The following is a 14176-nucleotide window of genomic DNA, read 5'->3' on the forward strand; positions in this document are numbered from 1 at the left end:
ACCGCGCCTCCGCCCGGCCTGGGACATCACCCGGGCAGCAGGACCGCCCGGCCCCGGACCTGCCCGGCGCGCAGCCGCTCGAACGCTTCGCCGGCCGCCGTCAGCGGGAACAGTTCGGTCTCCACCCGGATGGCGCCGGTGCGGGCCAGGGCGATCACCTCGGCCAGTTCCCGGCGGCTGCCCCAGAACGGGAGTGACACCGTCGCGCCCTGGGGGAGGGGGCCGGGTTTGGCGACGGTCAGCTGCCCGCCGCCGCTGCCGACGATCGCCAGCGTGCCGCCCGGACGCAGGACGCCGGCCGCGAGGGCCAGCGTCGGGTCGCTGCCGACGAAGTCGAGGACGGCGTCGGCGCCGCCGGTCTCGCGCCGCAGGACGGCCTCGGTGCCGGGCTCGGCGCGCAGGGTCCGGTGGGCTCCGGACCGGTGGGCGAGGGCGAGCGCGTCCTCGCGGACGTCGACGGCGAACACCCGTGCGCCGGTGGTGGCGCGCAGGATCTGGATCGCGACGTGCCCGAGCCCGCCGGCGCCGATGACCACCACCGCCGAGTCCCCGGCCAGCGTCAGCCGGGCCACCACGTGGTACGGCGTCAGGCCCGCATCGGTCAGCGGAGCGGCTTGGGCGGCGTCGAGGTCGCCGATCGGCACGAGGTGGCGGGCGTGCGGGACCAGCACGTGGTCCGCCATGCCGCCGTCACGCCCGAGCCCCGCGCCCGACCACGCCAGGTCGGCGCGTCGATCGCAGTAGTTGTCTTCGCCCGCCGCGCACCGGCGGCAGGCACCGCAGCCCCAGGGACCGTGGACGGCGACCCGGTCGCCGGCCTCGAGCCCGGCGGCCGCGTCACCCAGGGCGGCCACGTGCCCGGCGATTTCGTGGCCGAGGGTGAACGGCAGCCGGTACCGGAACGTCCCCGGTGGCGCGTCGACGACGTGCAGGTCGGAGTGGCAGATCCCGGCCGCCTCGACGCGCACCAGCACCTCGGTGCCCACCGGATCGGGCACCTCGGCGTCGGCGAGGGACGGGGGCCGGCCCCACGCCGTGAGCCGGACGGCCGAGGTCTTGCGCGTCGCGCTCACAGCGTCGACGATACAGAAATGAACTCAGTTCAGGAAGGGTTTGCGGGCAAGGTGGCACTCGTGACGGGTGCGGGCTCGGGGATCGGGGCCGCCGTCGCGCGGAAGCTGGCCGGGGCGCGGCAGCTCGTGCTCGCCGACCTCGACGCCGCGGCGGTGGCGCGCGTCGCCGCGCCGCTGGAGAACGCGCGCGCGGCCGAAGTGGACGTCGCGGATCCGGACCGGGTCGACTGGCTCGTCGCGGGCATCGAACGCGACCACGGTGGTCTCGACGTCGTGGTCCACGCGGCGGGCATCGACGATCCGCAGGCCAAGCAGTGGATCGCGGACGCGTGGGAGGCCGGGCGGCCGCCGGAGGTCACGGCCGGCCTGGACACCCGGTCCTGGCGCCGGGTGCTGAGCGTGAACCTCGACGGGACGTTCCACGTCCTGCGGGCCGCGGTCCGGGTCATGGTGCCGAGGCGAACCGGGGCGGTGGTCGTCGTCGGGTCGTCCGCCGCTTTCGACGCCCCGGTCGGCTACCCGCACTACTCCGCGTCGAAGGCCGGCGTGCACGCGCTGGCCCAGGCGGTCGCCAAGGAGGTCGTCCCATTCGGGGTCCGGGTCAACGTGGTGGCTCCGGGGCCCACGGAGACGGGGATGGCCGCGCGGACGCCGGACGCCCTCCGCCGGGCGTTCCTCGAGTCCGGTGGTGGTGCCTACGCGACGCCGGACGAAATCGCGGACGTGGCGCTCTTCCTGGCCGGGGCGGGAGCGGCCAACCTGGCCGGCGCGGTGGTACTGGCCAACGGCGGCCGCTTCACCGCCTGACGGGTTGCCAGGGGCGGGGCGGCGAGCTACCGTCACCTGAACTGAGTTCACTTTGTCCTCAAGGGAGAGGATCGCCGTGGATCAATTCCTGCTCGTGCTCGTCAGCGGGATCGCCAGTGGGGCGATCTACGGGTTGATGGGCCTCGGCCTGGTGATCGTCTACCGGGCGACGGACGTCGTGAACTTCGCGCTGGCCAGCCTCGCCACGCTCGGCCTCTACGCCGCGATCACGTTCCACGACAACGGCGCCGCGGTGCTCGTCGGCGTGCTCGGCGCGGTCGTGGTGACCGTCGTCGCCGGCCTGCTGGTCCGCGAGGTGGTGATCCGGCCGCTCGGCCAGGGCCGGCTGTTCGCCGCCCTCGTGGTGACCATGGGCGTCGCGCTCATCGCCGAAAGCGTGATCGGCTCGATCTGGGGCACCCAGCCGAAGTCGTTCCCCAGCATCGTCGACGGCACGGTCCGCGCCGGCGGCGTCGCGATCCCGGCGCAGAGCCTGCTGACCATCGCGGTGGCCGGCGTGGCGATGGGCCTGGTCGCGTTCCTCTTCGGCCGGACGACCACGGGCTCGGCGATGCGTGCGGTGGCCGAATCCGCCGACACCGCCCAGGTCGTCGGGATCAGCGCGCAGCGGATCGCGCGGCTGGCCTGGGCACTGGGCCTCGGGCTCGGCGCGCTCGCCGCGTGCCTGTACGCGCCGAAGGTCGGCCTGGCGCCCACCGTGCTGTCCGCGCCGCTGTTCCGCGCCTTCGCCGGGATCTTCCTCGGCGGGCTGAACAGCATGTACGGCGCGGTCGTCGGCGGGCTCGCCGTCGGGGTGCTGGAGAACCTCGGCGCGAGCTACGTCTCGGCGAGCTTCCGCGACACCTTCGTCTTCACGTTCACCGTCCTCGTGCTGCTGATCCGGCCTCAGGGCCTGTTCGGCACGCGCACCTTCCAACGGGTTTGAGGTACGCCATGACCTTCCTCGGCTCCCGGGTGGCGCGAGCCCTCTTCGGGCCCCTCGCCGCGGTCGCGCTGATCGCGGTGCTGAACTCCGGCGTGGTGCCGCCGTACCAGGCGTATTCGGTCGCGCTGGCCGCCGTCTACACGATCGTCGTGCTCTCGGTCGGCCTGCTGGCCGGCTGGTCCGGCGTCTGGTCGGTCGGGCACCCGGCGTTCTTCGCGCTCGGCGCGTACTTCGCCGCCTACGGCAGCGGCCACGGCTGGTCCCTGGAGACCATCGTCGTCGGCGCGGTCGCGGCCGGCGCCCTGCTCGGCGGCTTCCTCGGCTACGCCGGCGCCCGCTTCTCGACGCTCTACATCGCCTTGCTCACCCTGGCCTTCAGCCTGGTGTCCCTGGAAGTGATCAACCGCTGGACCGACGTCACCGGCGGCGACCAGGGCGTCCCGGTGTCGCAAGTGGACACTCTGGCCGGTGTCCTGCCGAGCGGGGGAACGGAGGCGCAAACGCTTGCCGTCGCCGCCGCCGGGGTCTGCCTCGCGATCGCCGTCCTGGCCAAGGGGTCCGCGCTGCGGATGCGCCTGGTGGCGGCGAAGTCGCACCCACTGGTCGCCCAGTCGATCGGGATCGCGCCCGAGGCGCAGTCGGCGCTCGCGTTCGCCGTGAGCGCCGCCTTCACCGGGTTCGCCGGCGTGCTGCTGGGCCTGCTGAGCGGGTTCGTCAGCCCCGACCCGTTCTCGCTCAACCTGGGGATCTCGCTCATCGCGTCCTGCGTGCTCGGCGGGGTCGGCAGCGTGCTCGGCGCCGTGGTCGGCGGCGGCTACCTCGCCTGGTCGCCCACGCTCGCCTCGTCCGTCGGGCTGCCCCAGCCGGTGGTCCAGGGCCTGGTCCTGATCGCCGCGCTCATCTTCCTGCCGAGCGGGGTGGTGCCGTCCCTCGGCAAGCTCGCCCGGAGGTTCGTCCGGCCGCCGCGGCCCGTCCCGGCGACCGTGCCGGAAGCCGGACCGGGACACCGGGACCCCACGGGCGCATTGTTGCTGACCTTGACGGACGTGTCCGTGCGCTTCGGCGGGCTGAAGGCACTGGAGGGCGCGTCGCTGTCGGTCCGCCGGGGCGAGGTGCTCGCGGTCATCGGCCCGAACGGCGCGGGCAAGACCACCTTGATGAACGTCCTTTCCGGACTGATCGGCGGCGGCCGGGTGACCGGCAGCGCGGAGTACGCCGGCAAGCAGCTGCTGGCCAGCCGGGCCACCGTGCGGCGGCGGCTCGGGATCGGCCGCACCTTCCAGCACGCGGAGACGTTCGGCGAGCTCACCGTCGCGGAGAACGTCCTCTGCACGCACCGCCGGATCACGCCCCGGCACCGCCGGGTGGCGGGCGAGCTGCTCGCCCGCGTCGGCCTGGCCGACGTCGCCGACCGGTACCCGGCCGAGCTGCCGTTCGGGCTGCAGAAACGCCTCGATCTCGCCCGGGCGATGGCCGAGGAGCCCGCGCTGCTCGTCCTGGACGAGCCGTTCGGCGGGCTCGACGCCGACGAGCGCGCGACCGCGGCCCGGCAGATCGAGCGCCTGCGCGACGGCGGTGCCGCGGTACTGGTCATCGACCACGTGCTGGACGACCTGTTCGCCGTGGCCGACCGGGTCGTGGCCTTCGACTTCGGCAGGCCCGTCGGTGAGGGCGCGCCGGACGAGGTTCTGCGCGACCCGGCCGTGCAGGCCTCCTACCTCGGTACGACCACCGCGCGCGCCGCGCTGCCCGCCCGCGTCGCCGACAGCCAGGTGGTGCTCCGGCTGACCGGCGTCGAGCACCACTACGGCGGGGTCGCCGCGCTGCGCGGGATCGACCTGGACGTCCACGAGGGCACCGTCCTCGGCGTCGTCGGCGCGAACGGCGCGGGCAAGAGCACCCTCGGCCGCGTCCTGCACGGCTCGCTGCGGCCGTCGGCCGGGACGCGCGAGGCGAGCGACACCGGCGTCCGGACCGTGCGGACCAGCCTGGTGCCCGAAGGCCGGGCGCTGTTCAAAACGTTGTCCCTGCGCGAAAACCTCGAGGTCGCCGCGTACTCCGTGGGACTCAAGGGCGCGGCCCTGCGGGCGAAGCTGGACGAAACGGCCGAGTGGCTCCCGCCGCGGCTGCGCGACCGGCTGGCGGTCCAGGCCGCCGGCCTCAGCGGCGGTGAGCAGCAGATGCTCGCCATCGCCCGCGCCCTGATGGCCGGCCCGGACGTCCTCGTCGTCGACGAACCGGCGCTCGGGCTCGCCCCGGCCCTGGTCGACGAGGTGTACGGCCGGCTCGGCGAGCTGGCCGAGGGCGGGCTGACCGTCGTCCTGCTGGAACAGCTGCTCAGCCGCGCGATGGCGACCTGCCACGACGTGGTCGTGCTGCACGAAGGCGTGGTGGCCGCGCACGGCCCCGCGACCGATCCCGCGTTCGCCGCGCGGGCCGAGTCCGCCTACTTCGGCGGCGAGCACGCCGTCGCGCTGGGCGTGCGTGACGTGACGACGCTGGAGGCGTGATGCTCATCGATCCGGCCCTGCTCACCGAGACCGCGGAGCAGCGTGAACTCCGGGCCGTCGCCAGGGACTTCTTCGCCGCGCACGGAGGAGACTGGAAGCGGATGGCCACGGAGCTGGGCGTCCAGGGGCTCACCATCCCGGAGGAGCACGGCGGCGCCGGGTACTCCTTCGCCGAGCTGGCCGTGGTGCTGGAGGAGGCCGGACGTGCGTTGTGCGCCGGGTCGCTGCTGCCGACGGTCGTCCTCGCCGCGCACACCCTGCTGCTCTGCGGGGATGAGCGCTACCTGCCCGGCATCGCCGACGGCACCCTGAGGGCCACGGTCGCCTTCGACGGCGACGTCCAGGCCCGCGACGGGACACTGTCGGGAACGGCGGACTTCGTCCTCGACGGGGCGGCCGCGGATCTGATCCTCGTGCGGGCAGGGGACCGGCTGTTCGCTTGCGAGGCCGTGGCCCGGACGTCGTTGCGCGTGCTCGACGAGACCCGGCCGCAGGCGCGGCTCGAGTTCCGCGACACCCCGGCCACGCCGATCGGGCCCGCGGACGTCGTGTCGCGGGTGCTCGACATCGGCCGGGCCGCGCTCGCCGCCGAACAGCTCGGCGGCGTCGGACACGCGCTCGACGCCACCGTGGCCTACGTGCAGCAACGACGGCAGTTCGGCCGGCCGATCGGGTCGTTCCAGGCGGTGAAGCACCGGCTCGCCGGCCTCCTGGTGGAGTACGAGGCCGCGCGCTCGGCCGCGGCGTACGCGATCGCCTGCGTCGCGACCGATTCTCCCGACCTGCCGGTGGCGGCCGCGGCGGCCGCCACGGTGTGCACCGGCGCGTACCGGCTGGCGGTCGCCGAATACGTCCAGTTCCACGGGGGGACCGGCTTCACGTGGGAGCACCCGGCCCACCGTTACGTCCGCCGCGCCCGCGCCGACGAAGTCCTGTTCGGCACCCCCCAGGACCACCACGCCCGCCTCGCCACCGCCCTGGGCCTCGTGAGTGGTAATTCGGGTTAGAACCCTAATTACCACTCACGACAGCCGCGGCAGACCCCCTTCCGCGGCAGACCCCCTTCCGCGGTTGACAGCGGACCCGTCCGACCTATTCAATCAAACTGAAGTCAGTTCAGTTAGGAGAACGAGATGGCCGTGGAAGACGAAATCCAGTTCGAGCGCGACGGGAACGTGGCGCGGGTCTGGCTGAACCGTCCGTGGAAGAAGAACTGCGTCACCGTGCCGATCCTGGAGCGGCTCGACGAGATCATCACCGAGGTCGACAAGGACCCGGACCTGCGGGTGCTGGTCCTGCGCGGCCGCGGCGGCACGTTCTGCTCCGGCTTCGACCTCGACAGCCTGCAGGCCGAGTACATCGGCAGCTCGACGGCGATGGAAGTGGCCGTCATCTCCGCGAAGATCTGCGACCGCCTCTACTCGATGAACACGCCGTCGGTCGCGGTCCTCGAGGGCTACGTCACCGCCGGCGGGTTCGAGCTGATGATCTCCTGCGACTTCGCGATCGCCTCGGACGACGCCCAGATCGGCGACTTCCACATGCGCCGCGGGCTGTTCGGCGGGGCGGGCCCGATCTACCGGGTGCCGCGGATGATCGGCATCCGCAAGACCAAGGAGCTGATGCTGACCGGCAAGCTGCTCTCCGGTGTCGAGGCGGCCGACTTCGACCTGATCAACAAGTCCGCGCCGGCCGAGCAGCTGGACGAGACGGTCGAGGAGTTCATCAGCCACCTCACCGACAAGAGCCCGTTCCAGATGCGCATCACCAAGATGACCATCGACCGCAGCCTCGACGCCGACATCCAGTCGCTGATGGTCATGGAGCACCTCGCGGTGGGCGTGACGCTGAACTCGAACGACGCCGCGGAAGGCGTCGCGGCGTTCCTGGAGAAGCGCGAACCCAAGTGGACGGGGCGCTGACCGATGGTTCCGACGGGGGTGACCCTGCCTGCCGAGGGGACGTTGTGGACGTGGACGGTGCAGCGGTTCGCACCGAAGTCACCCCCGTACGTCCCGCCTGCCGGTGGCTTCCGGCCGTTCGCGCTCGGGTACGTCGAGCTGGACGGCGGCCCGCGCGTGGCTGCCGTGCTCGACGTCCCCGATCCGGCGGGTGTCCGGATCGGGATGCGGTTCCGCGTCGAGGAGACCACCGGGGTTCCGCATGCCAAGCCGCTTGAGGAGGATTCGTGAGCGATGTCCTGATCTGCGGGGCCGCCCGCACCCCGTTCGGCCGCTCCGAGCGGTCGGGCCGGGAGCACGCGATCGCCGCGGCGACGGCGGCGCTGGCCGACGCCGGGATCCCGTGGTCCCGCGTCGGCGCCGCGTTCGGCGGCAGCGACGCCGCCGGGCTGGCCGACACCCTGGTCGCCGACCTCGGGCTGACCGGCCTGCCGTTCGTCAACGTCAAGAACGGCTGTGCCACCGGCGGCAGCGCGCTCGTCTCCGCGGTCAACGCGATCCGCGGCGGGATGGCCGACGTCGTCCTCGTCGTCGGCTTCGACAAGCACCCGCGGGGCGCGTTCGACCCGCGTCCCGCGGACTGGGGCCTGGACGACGCCTACGGCCGCGACGGCCTGATGGTGACCACGCAGTTCTTCGGCATGAAGATCCAGCGGTACGCGCACGACTTCGGCATCACGCCGCGGACCCTCGCCCTCGTGGCGGAAAAGGCATACCGCAACGGCAGCCGGACGCCGGAAGCCTGGCGCCGCAAGGAGATCGGCGCCGACGAGATCCTCGCGTCGGGCATGGTCAACGACCCGCTGACCCGCTTCATGTTCTGTTCTCCGGGGGAGGGCGCGGCGGCACTGGTCCTGTGCTCTTCCTCGGTCCCCACCCGCGACGCCGTCGTGCTGCGGTCGGCCGTCGTGCGCACCCGCCGCCGGGGCTCGTTCGAGGTGTTCAGCCCGGTGCTGGCAGCGGGCGAGCCGACCAGCGTCAGCCGGGACGCGGCCGCGGCGGCGTTCGAAGCGGCCGGCCTGGGACCGTCCGATGTGGACGTCGTCCAGCTGCAGGACACCGAAAGCGGCGCCGAGGTGATGCACCTCGCCGAATGCGGTTTCTGCGAGGACGGCGAACAGGAGAAACTGATCGCTTCCGGGGTCACGGAGATCGGCGGCACGCTGCCGGTCAACACCGACGGCGGCTGCATCGCCAACGGCGAGCCGATCGGCGCGTCCGGGCTGCGGCAGGTCTACGAGGTCGTCCAGCAGCTGCGCCTCCGCGCGGGCGTCCGGCAGGTGCCCGGCGAGCCGCGGATCGGGTTCACCCACGTCTACGGCGCACCCGGGGTCAGCGCGTGCACGGTGCTGGCCCGATGACCGGCCCGGCGGAGTTCCGCGCCGCGGCGCGAGCCTGGCTGTCCACCGTGGCCAGTCCCAGGACCGCGGCCGCCTGGGGCACCGGCGACGACTCGGTCGCCGTGTTCGACAACTGGACCGAAGACCAGGAACGCGCGCACACCGCGCGGGGCCAGGAGTGGGAACGCACCCGGTTCGACGCGGGCTGGGGTGCGCTCAGCCGCACGCCCGAGTCCGGCGGCCGCGGGCTGCCCGCGTTCTACGAGCAGCTCTACCGGAGCGAGGAAGCCGCGTTCGACGTCCCGCGCCGCAGCGAGATCTTCCCGGTCACCCAGCACCTGGTCGCCCCGGCGATCGAGATCTGGGGTACCGAAGAGCAGCGGCGACGCTGGCTGCGGCCGATGCTGCGGACCGACGAGCTGGCCTGCCAGCTCTTCTCGGAAACCGAAGCCGGGTCCGACCTGGCGGCCGTCCGCACGAAAGCGGTCCGCGACGGCGACCGCTGGGTGCTCGACGGCCACAAGGTGTGGACGTCCGGCGCCCGGGTCGCCACCTGGGGCGTCGCGGTGTGCCGCACCGACCCCGAGGCGCCGAAGCACGCCGGGATCACGGTGTTCCTGGTGCGGATGGACGCCCCGGGCGTCACCGTGCGCCCGATCCGGCAGATGACCGGCGGCGCCAGCTTCAACGAGGTCTACCTCGACGGCGTGGTCGTGCCCGACACCGACCGGCTCGGTCCGGTCGGCCAGGGCTGGAAGGTGACGCTCAGCGTGCTGGCCGCCGAACGCCTCGACTCGGGATCGCTCGGCCTGGACAACGCCGACCGCGCGATCGAGCTGGCCCGGCACCGCGTCTTGACCGACGTCGAGCGGCAGCGGACCGCGGAGCTGTTCGTGCGCACGCTCGTCCAGCGGCTCATCGGCCTGCGCGTCACCGCGGCCCTGGCGGCGGGGCGGGAGCCGGGTGCGGAAGCGTCGGTGGGGAAGCTCTACGCCACCGAGACCATGCGGCGGACCAGCGACCTCGTGGTGCAGCTGCTCGGGCCGCGGCTGGTCGCGGACACCGGCGAGTGGGGCACCTTCGCCTGGACCGAGCATCTGCTCGGCGCCCCCGGCTACAGCATCGCCGGCGGCTCCGACGAGATCCAGCGGACCATCCTCGCCGAGCGCGTGCTCGGCCTGCCGAAGGAGCCGTCGCGATGAGCCTCGCGGACCAGGTCCGGGACCGCCTCGGCGGCGAGCTGGAAGTCCTGCCGGGCGGGCACTCCGGGCTCACCTACTCGGTCAAGGACTCCTACGTCGTCAAGGCGGTGCCGCCGGGCCAGAAACCCCTAGGTCGTAACGATGTGCTGCGGCAGGCGCGGGTCCTGCGGGCCCTCGAAGGTTCGGCCGTGCCGGTGCCGGGCGTGATCGCGACGGACGAGACGTGGTTCGCCATGGAGTTCGCCACCGGCGAGGCGATCGAACCCGTTCTCGACGAACACACCCTGTCGCCGGAACTGTGTCGCACACGGATGCTGGAAGCCGCCCGGCTGCTGCGTCTCCTGCACGATGCCGGACCAGTGCCCGGCGAACCGGCCGCCACGGCCGCCGGGGAACTCGAGCGCTGGAGCCGCACGATGCACGCGGTCCCGGCCGAACTCCGGCCCGGCGCGGAAGACCTGCTGCGGCTGCTGGCCGAGGACGTTCCCGCGGACCTGCCGCCGGTGCTCGTCCACGGCGACTTCCGGCTCGGCAACATCCTGTTCGACGGGACGCGGGCCACCGCCGTCGTCGACTGGGAGATCTGGAGCACCGGCGATCCCCGCACCGACCTCGGCTGGTTCCTGCTGTTCGCCGACCACCGCAACTTCCCGGCGCTGGGCGCCCCGGTGCCGGGCCTGCCGACCGAGGCGGAACTGCTGGACGGCTACGGCACACCCCTGCCCGACCTGGCGTGGTTCCGGGCCATGGGCCGGATGAAGATGGCCGCGATCATGGGCCACAACCTGCGCCGGCACCGCGAAGGCAAGCACCACGACCCGGACCAGGAGCGGCTGCCCCCGACCATCGCCGCGATGATCTCCTCCGCCGCGGACATTCTGAGGAGCTAGGCATGGATTTCGCGTTTTCGGCCCGCGCCACCGAGTTGCAGGGCCGCCTGAAGTCCTTTATGGACACGCACGTCCTCCCGGCCGAACCGGTGTACGACCGCCAGCTCGCCGAGGGGGCCGACCCACACGCGCTGCCGCCGGTCATGGTAGAGCTCAAGGAGAAGGCCCGCGCCGAGGGGCTGTGGAACCTGTTCCTGGCCCACGGCGGCCGGGGCGCGGGCCTGACGAACCTCGACTACGCGCCGCTGGCCGAGCTGATGGGCCGCTCGATCATCGGCAACGAGGTCTTCAACTGCTCCGCGCCCGATACGGGGAACATGGAGCTGCTGTCCCTCTTCGGCACCGCCGAGCAGCAGGACCGGTGGCTGAAACCCCTGCTGGACGCCCGGATCCGGTCGTGCTTCGCGATGACCGAACCCGACGTCGCCAGCTCCGACGCCCGCAACATCCGCACCCGCATCACCCGCGACGGCGACCACTACGTCGTGACCGGCCGCAAGTGGTACACCTCCGGCATTCTCGACCCCGACTGCGAGCTCATCATCCTGATGGGCGTCAGCGACCCGGACGCGCCCACCTACCGGCAGCAGAGCATGGTGCTCATCCCGCGGCACGCTCCCGGCGTCACCGTGCTGCGCGACCTGCCGATGTTCGGCTACACCGACCGCCTCGGCCACGGCGAGGTCCTGTTCGAGGACGTCCGCGTGCCCGCGTCGGGCCTGCTCGGCGGCGAGGGGGAGGGGTTCGCGCTCGCCCAGGGGCGGCTCGGCCCCGGGCGGATGCACTACGCGATGCGCGCGGTCGGGTTCGCCGAGCGCGCCCTGCAGCTGATGTGCGAGCGGACGCTCTCGCGCGTCGCGTTCGGCGGTCCGCTCGCCGACCAGGGTGTCGTCCGCGAGTGGATCGCGCGCAGCCGGATCGAGATCGAGCAGCTGCGGCTGCTGGTGCTCAAGTCGGCGTGGCTGATGGACACCGTCGGCAACGCGGCCGCCCGGCTGGAGGTCGCGGCGATCAAGGTCGCCGCCCTCGACGTCGCCCACCGGGTCGTCGACCGGGCGGTGCAGGCCCACGGCGCGGCCGGGGTCAGCGACGACACCGTGCTGGCCCGGCTGTTCTCGATCACCCGCGCGCTGAAGATCGCCGACGGCCCCGACGAGGTCCACCTGCGCACGGTCGCCCGCCAGGAACTGGCCCGGTACAAGGAGAAAACCCGATGAAGGTCCTCGACGGACAGGTCGCCGTGATCACCGGCGGCTCCCGCGGCATCGGTCTCGGCATCGCGCGCGCGTTCCGCGCCGCCGGGGCGCACGTCGTCATCGCCGCGCGCAAGGCGGAAGGGCTCCGGGACGCCCGCGCCGAGCTGCTGCGCGGGGAGGGCACCGGCGACGTCCTGGACGTCGTCGCCAACGCCGGCGAACCCGAGCAGGCGGACCGCTGTGTCGCCGACACGATGGTCCACTTCGGACGCGTCGACGTCCTGGTGAACAACGCGGCGACCAATCCGTACATGGGCGACCTGCTCGAGCTGGACCTGCCGCGCGCGGAGAAGACCGTGCGGGTCAACCAGTACGGCATGATCGCCTGGAGCCGCGCGGCCTGGCACGCCTGGATGAGCGAGCACGGCGGCACGATCATCAACATCGCCTCCGTCGGCGGGTTGATCGTCGACCCGCAGATCGGCTACTACAACGCCACCAAGGCCGCGATGCTGTTGATGACCCGCCAGCTGGCCTACGAGCTCGGCCCGAAGGTCCGGGTCAACGCGATCGCCCCCGGCGTGATCAAGACCGAGCTGGCGCGGGCGGTGTGGGAGGCGCGCGAGCCCGTCCTCACCGCGAAGCTGCCGCTGCGCCGGCTCGGCACCACCGAGGACGTCGCCAACGCGGCGCTGTTCCTGGCGAGCGAGGCGTCGTCGTGGATGACCGGGCAGGCCCTCGTGCTGGACGGCGGCGCGACCGCCCTCCCGATCGCCGTGGACGCCTGATGTTCTCCCTGGCCGGGAAGACGGCGGTGGTGACCGGGGCTTCGTCCGGGCTGGGCGCGCGGTTCGCGTCGGTGCTGGCTTCGGCGGGAGCGACCGTGTTCGCCGCCGCGCGCCGGGCCGACCGGCTGGCCGCCCTCGGGCCGGAGATCCAGGCCGTGACCTGCGATGTTTCGCTCGCGGCGGACCGGGAGCGGCTGGCCGAGACCGCCGGCCGGATCGACGTCCTGGTCAACAACGCGGGCGTGCCGGGGGAGCAGCAGGCCTCGAAGGAGAGCGCGTCGGATTTCGCGGACGTCCTGGCGGTGAACCTGGTGGCGCCGTTCCACCTGTCCCGGCTGATGGCCGAGAGCGGGGACGGCGGCAGCATCGTCAACGTCGCGTCGATCCTCGGGATCGTGTCGGCCGCGCCGCTGGGCGGGGCGGGCTACGCCGCGTCGAAGGCCGGGCTCATCGGGCTCACCCGGGAACTGGCCGGTCAGTGGGGCGGCGCCGGGATCCGGGTCAACGCGCTGGCGCCGGGCTGGTTCCGCACGGAAATGACCGAAGACCTGTTCGCCGACGAGCGGTCCCGCCGCTGGGTGGAACGCAACACGATGCTGAACCGCGGCGGCGACCCCGGCGAACTCGACGGCGCCCTGCTGTTCCTGGCCTCCGACGCCTCCTCGTACTACACCGGCCAGGTCATGGTGGTCGACGGCGGCTGGACCGCGCGATGAGCGTGTCGGTGGCCGTCGGGAACGGCGTCGCGCACGTCCGGCTGACCCGCGGCCGCGGCAACCCGATCGACCTCGCCACCGCGGAGGGCCTCCTGGCCGCGGCCCGGCAGTGCGAGCACGTGGGCGCGGTGCTGCTCACCGCGGCGGGGCCGGCCTTCTGCGTCGGCGGCGACCTGCGGGAGTTCGCGGCGGCCGGCGACCTCCGGGCCCACCTGGACCGGGTCACCGGCGCCCTGCACGAGGCGTTGCGGATCTTCACCCGCCTCGACGCGCCGGTGATCGCCGCGGTGCGGGGCGCGGTCGCCGGGGCCGGGCTCGGGCTCGTCGGCGCCGCCGATCTGGTGGTCGCGGCGGAGGATGCCGGGTTCGTGGCGGCCTACACCGGGATCGGCTACACGCCCGACGCCGGCGTCTCGTGGTCGCTGCCCCGGCTGGTCGGGCCGCGGCTGGCGCTCGACCTGCTGCTGACGAACCGCCGCCTCACCGCCGCCGAGGCGCTGGCCGCCGGTTTGGTCACGAGCGTCGCGGCGGACCCGGAGCAGGCGGCGGCCGACCTCGCCGAGCGGCTCGCCGGCGCTCCCTTCGGGGTCACCAAACGCCTGGTCCGCGCCGGTGCGGTGGCGTCGTTCACGCAGCACCTGGACGCCGAGGCCCGGGCCATCGGCGAGGCGGCGGTCTCGCCGGCCGGCCGGGACGGCGTCGCGGCCTTTCTCGGCCGGCGGTCATGACATGAATTCAAGTGAGGAC

The 14176-nt window shown here is 73.2% G+C and carries 14 protein-coding genes; 13 read left to right on the forward strand and 1 reads right to left on the reverse strand.

Going from position 1 to position 14176, the window contains the following annotated elements; all coding sequences use genetic code 11:
• Positions 1-26 precede the first annotated feature (26 nt).
• A complete protein-coding gene (locus ACLJQF_RS00065) occupies positions 27-1073 on the reverse strand; it encodes an NAD(P)-dependent alcohol dehydrogenase (protein ID WP_410606099.1) in 1047 nt (348 codons plus the stop codon).
• Between the two features lie 18 nt (positions 1074-1091).
• On the opposite strand from ACLJQF_RS00065, the gene ACLJQF_RS00070 reads away from it, so the two are divergent.
• The 13 genes from ACLJQF_RS00070 (at position 1092) to ACLJQF_RS00130 (ending at position 14157) form a co-directional block, all read left to right on the forward strand.
• Positions 1092-1880, forward strand: coding sequence for an SDR family NAD(P)-dependent oxidoreductase (locus ACLJQF_RS00070; protein ID WP_410606100.1), 789 nt, complete (start codon positions 1092-1094; stop codon positions 1878-1880).
• A gap of 76 nt (positions 1881-1956) precedes the next feature.
• Complete coding sequence (locus ACLJQF_RS00075) at positions 1957-2826, forward strand: branched-chain amino acid ABC transporter permease (RefSeq protein WP_410606101.1); 870 nt, start codon at positions 1957-1959, stop codon at positions 2824-2826.
• A gap of 8 nt (positions 2827-2834) precedes the next feature.
• The gene (locus ACLJQF_RS00080; protein ID WP_410606102.1) at positions 2835-5336 is read left to right on the forward strand and encodes an ATP-binding cassette domain-containing protein; all 2502 of its coding nucleotides are present in this window, start codon (positions 2835-2837) and stop codon (positions 5334-5336) included.
• Positions 5336-6343 (forward strand): acyl-CoA dehydrogenase family protein, encoded by a 1008-nt coding sequence (locus ACLJQF_RS00085; RefSeq protein WP_410606103.1) that lies wholly within the window; start codon positions 5336-5338, stop codon positions 6341-6343. Before ACLJQF_RS00080 ends, ACLJQF_RS00085 begins: the two co-directional genes overlap by 1 nt.
• Positions 6344-6469: 126 nt before the next feature.
• Positions 6470-7258, forward strand: coding sequence for an enoyl-CoA hydratase/isomerase family protein (locus ACLJQF_RS00090; RefSeq protein WP_410606104.1), 789 nt, complete (start codon positions 6470-6472; stop codon positions 7256-7258).
• A gap of 18 nt (positions 7259-7276) precedes the next feature.
• Positions 7277-7528: a Zn-ribbon domain-containing OB-fold protein gene (locus ACLJQF_RS00095; protein WP_410606105.1), complete on the forward strand. Its 252-nt coding sequence runs from the start codon at positions 7277-7279 to the stop codon at positions 7526-7528.
• Entirely contained in the window at positions 7525-8658 is a 1134-nt protein-coding gene (locus tag ACLJQF_RS00100) for a thiolase family protein (RefSeq protein WP_410606106.1), read from the forward strand. The genes ACLJQF_RS00095 and ACLJQF_RS00100 overlap by 4 nt, the downstream gene beginning before the upstream one ends.
• Positions 8655-9839, forward strand: a complete 1185-nt coding sequence (locus tag ACLJQF_RS00105; protein WP_410606107.1) for an acyl-CoA dehydrogenase family protein — start codon at positions 8655-8657, stop codon at positions 9837-9839. Before ACLJQF_RS00100 ends, ACLJQF_RS00105 begins: the two co-directional genes overlap by 4 nt.
• Positions 9836-10729 (forward strand): phosphotransferase family protein, encoded by an 894-nt coding sequence (locus ACLJQF_RS00110; protein WP_410606108.1) that lies wholly within the window; start codon positions 9836-9838, stop codon positions 10727-10729. Before ACLJQF_RS00105 ends, ACLJQF_RS00110 begins: the two co-directional genes overlap by 4 nt.
• A gap of 2 nt (positions 10730-10731) precedes the next feature.
• Positions 10732-11946, forward strand: a complete 1215-nt coding sequence (locus ACLJQF_RS00115) for an acyl-CoA dehydrogenase family protein (RefSeq protein ID WP_410606109.1) — start codon at positions 10732-10734, stop codon at positions 11944-11946.
• Positions 11943-12713, forward strand: coding sequence for an SDR family oxidoreductase (locus ACLJQF_RS00120; RefSeq protein WP_410606110.1), 771 nt, complete (start codon positions 11943-11945; stop codon positions 12711-12713). The genes ACLJQF_RS00115 and ACLJQF_RS00120 overlap by 4 nt, the downstream gene beginning before the upstream one ends.
• The gene (locus ACLJQF_RS00125) at positions 12713-13429 is read left to right on the forward strand and encodes an SDR family NAD(P)-dependent oxidoreductase (protein ID WP_410606111.1); all 717 of its coding nucleotides are present in this window, start codon (positions 12713-12715) and stop codon (positions 13427-13429) included. The genes ACLJQF_RS00120 and ACLJQF_RS00125 overlap by 1 nt, the downstream gene beginning before the upstream one ends.
• A complete protein-coding gene (locus tag ACLJQF_RS00130; RefSeq protein ID WP_410606112.1) occupies positions 13426-14157 on the forward strand; it encodes an enoyl-CoA hydratase/isomerase family protein in 732 nt (243 codons plus the stop codon). The genes ACLJQF_RS00125 and ACLJQF_RS00130 overlap by 4 nt, the downstream gene beginning before the upstream one ends.
• Positions 14158-14176 lie beyond the last annotated feature (19 nt).

It is taken from the genome of Amycolatopsis sp. lyj-109 (genome assembly GCF_046548995.1).
Taxonomy (GTDB): Bacteria; Actinomycetota; Actinomycetes; order Mycobacteriales; family Pseudonocardiaceae; genus Amycolatopsis.

Coding starts and splice junctions, on each gene's coding strand:
- ACLJQF_RS00120 (WP_410606110.1), top strand. CDS start 11,943: ATGAAGGTCCTCGACGGACAGGTCGCCGTGATCACCGGCGGCTCCCGC.
- ACLJQF_RS00130 (WP_410606112.1), top strand. CDS start 13,426: ATGAGCGTGTCGGTGGCCGTCGGGAACGGCGTCGCGCACGTCCGGCTG.
- ACLJQF_RS00070 (WP_410606100.1), top strand. CDS start 1,092: ATGAACTCAGTTCAGGAAGGGTTTGCGGGCAAGGTGGCACTCGTGACG.
- ACLJQF_RS00110 (WP_410606108.1), top strand. CDS start 9,836: ATGAGCCTCGCGGACCAGGTCCGGGACCGCCTCGGCGGCGAGCTGGAA.
- ACLJQF_RS00105 (WP_410606107.1), top strand. CDS start 8,655: ATGACCGGCCCGGCGGAGTTCCGCGCCGCGGCGCGAGCCTGGCTGTCC.
- ACLJQF_RS00125 (WP_410606111.1), top strand. CDS start 12,713: ATGTTCTCCCTGGCCGGGAAGACGGCGGTGGTGACCGGGGCTTCGTCC.
- ACLJQF_RS00085 (WP_410606103.1), top strand. CDS start 5,336: ATGCTCATCGATCCGGCCCTGCTCACCGAGACCGCGGAGCAGCGTGAA.
- ACLJQF_RS00115 (WP_410606109.1), top strand. CDS start 10,732: ATGGATTTCGCGTTTTCGGCCCGCGCCACCGAGTTGCAGGGCCGCCTG.
- ACLJQF_RS00080 (WP_410606102.1), top strand. CDS start 2,835: ATGACCTTCCTCGGCTCCCGGGTGGCGCGAGCCCTCTTCGGGCCCCTC.
- ACLJQF_RS00090 (WP_410606104.1), top strand. CDS start 6,470: ATGGCCGTGGAAGACGAAATCCAGTTCGAGCGCGACGGGAACGTGGCG.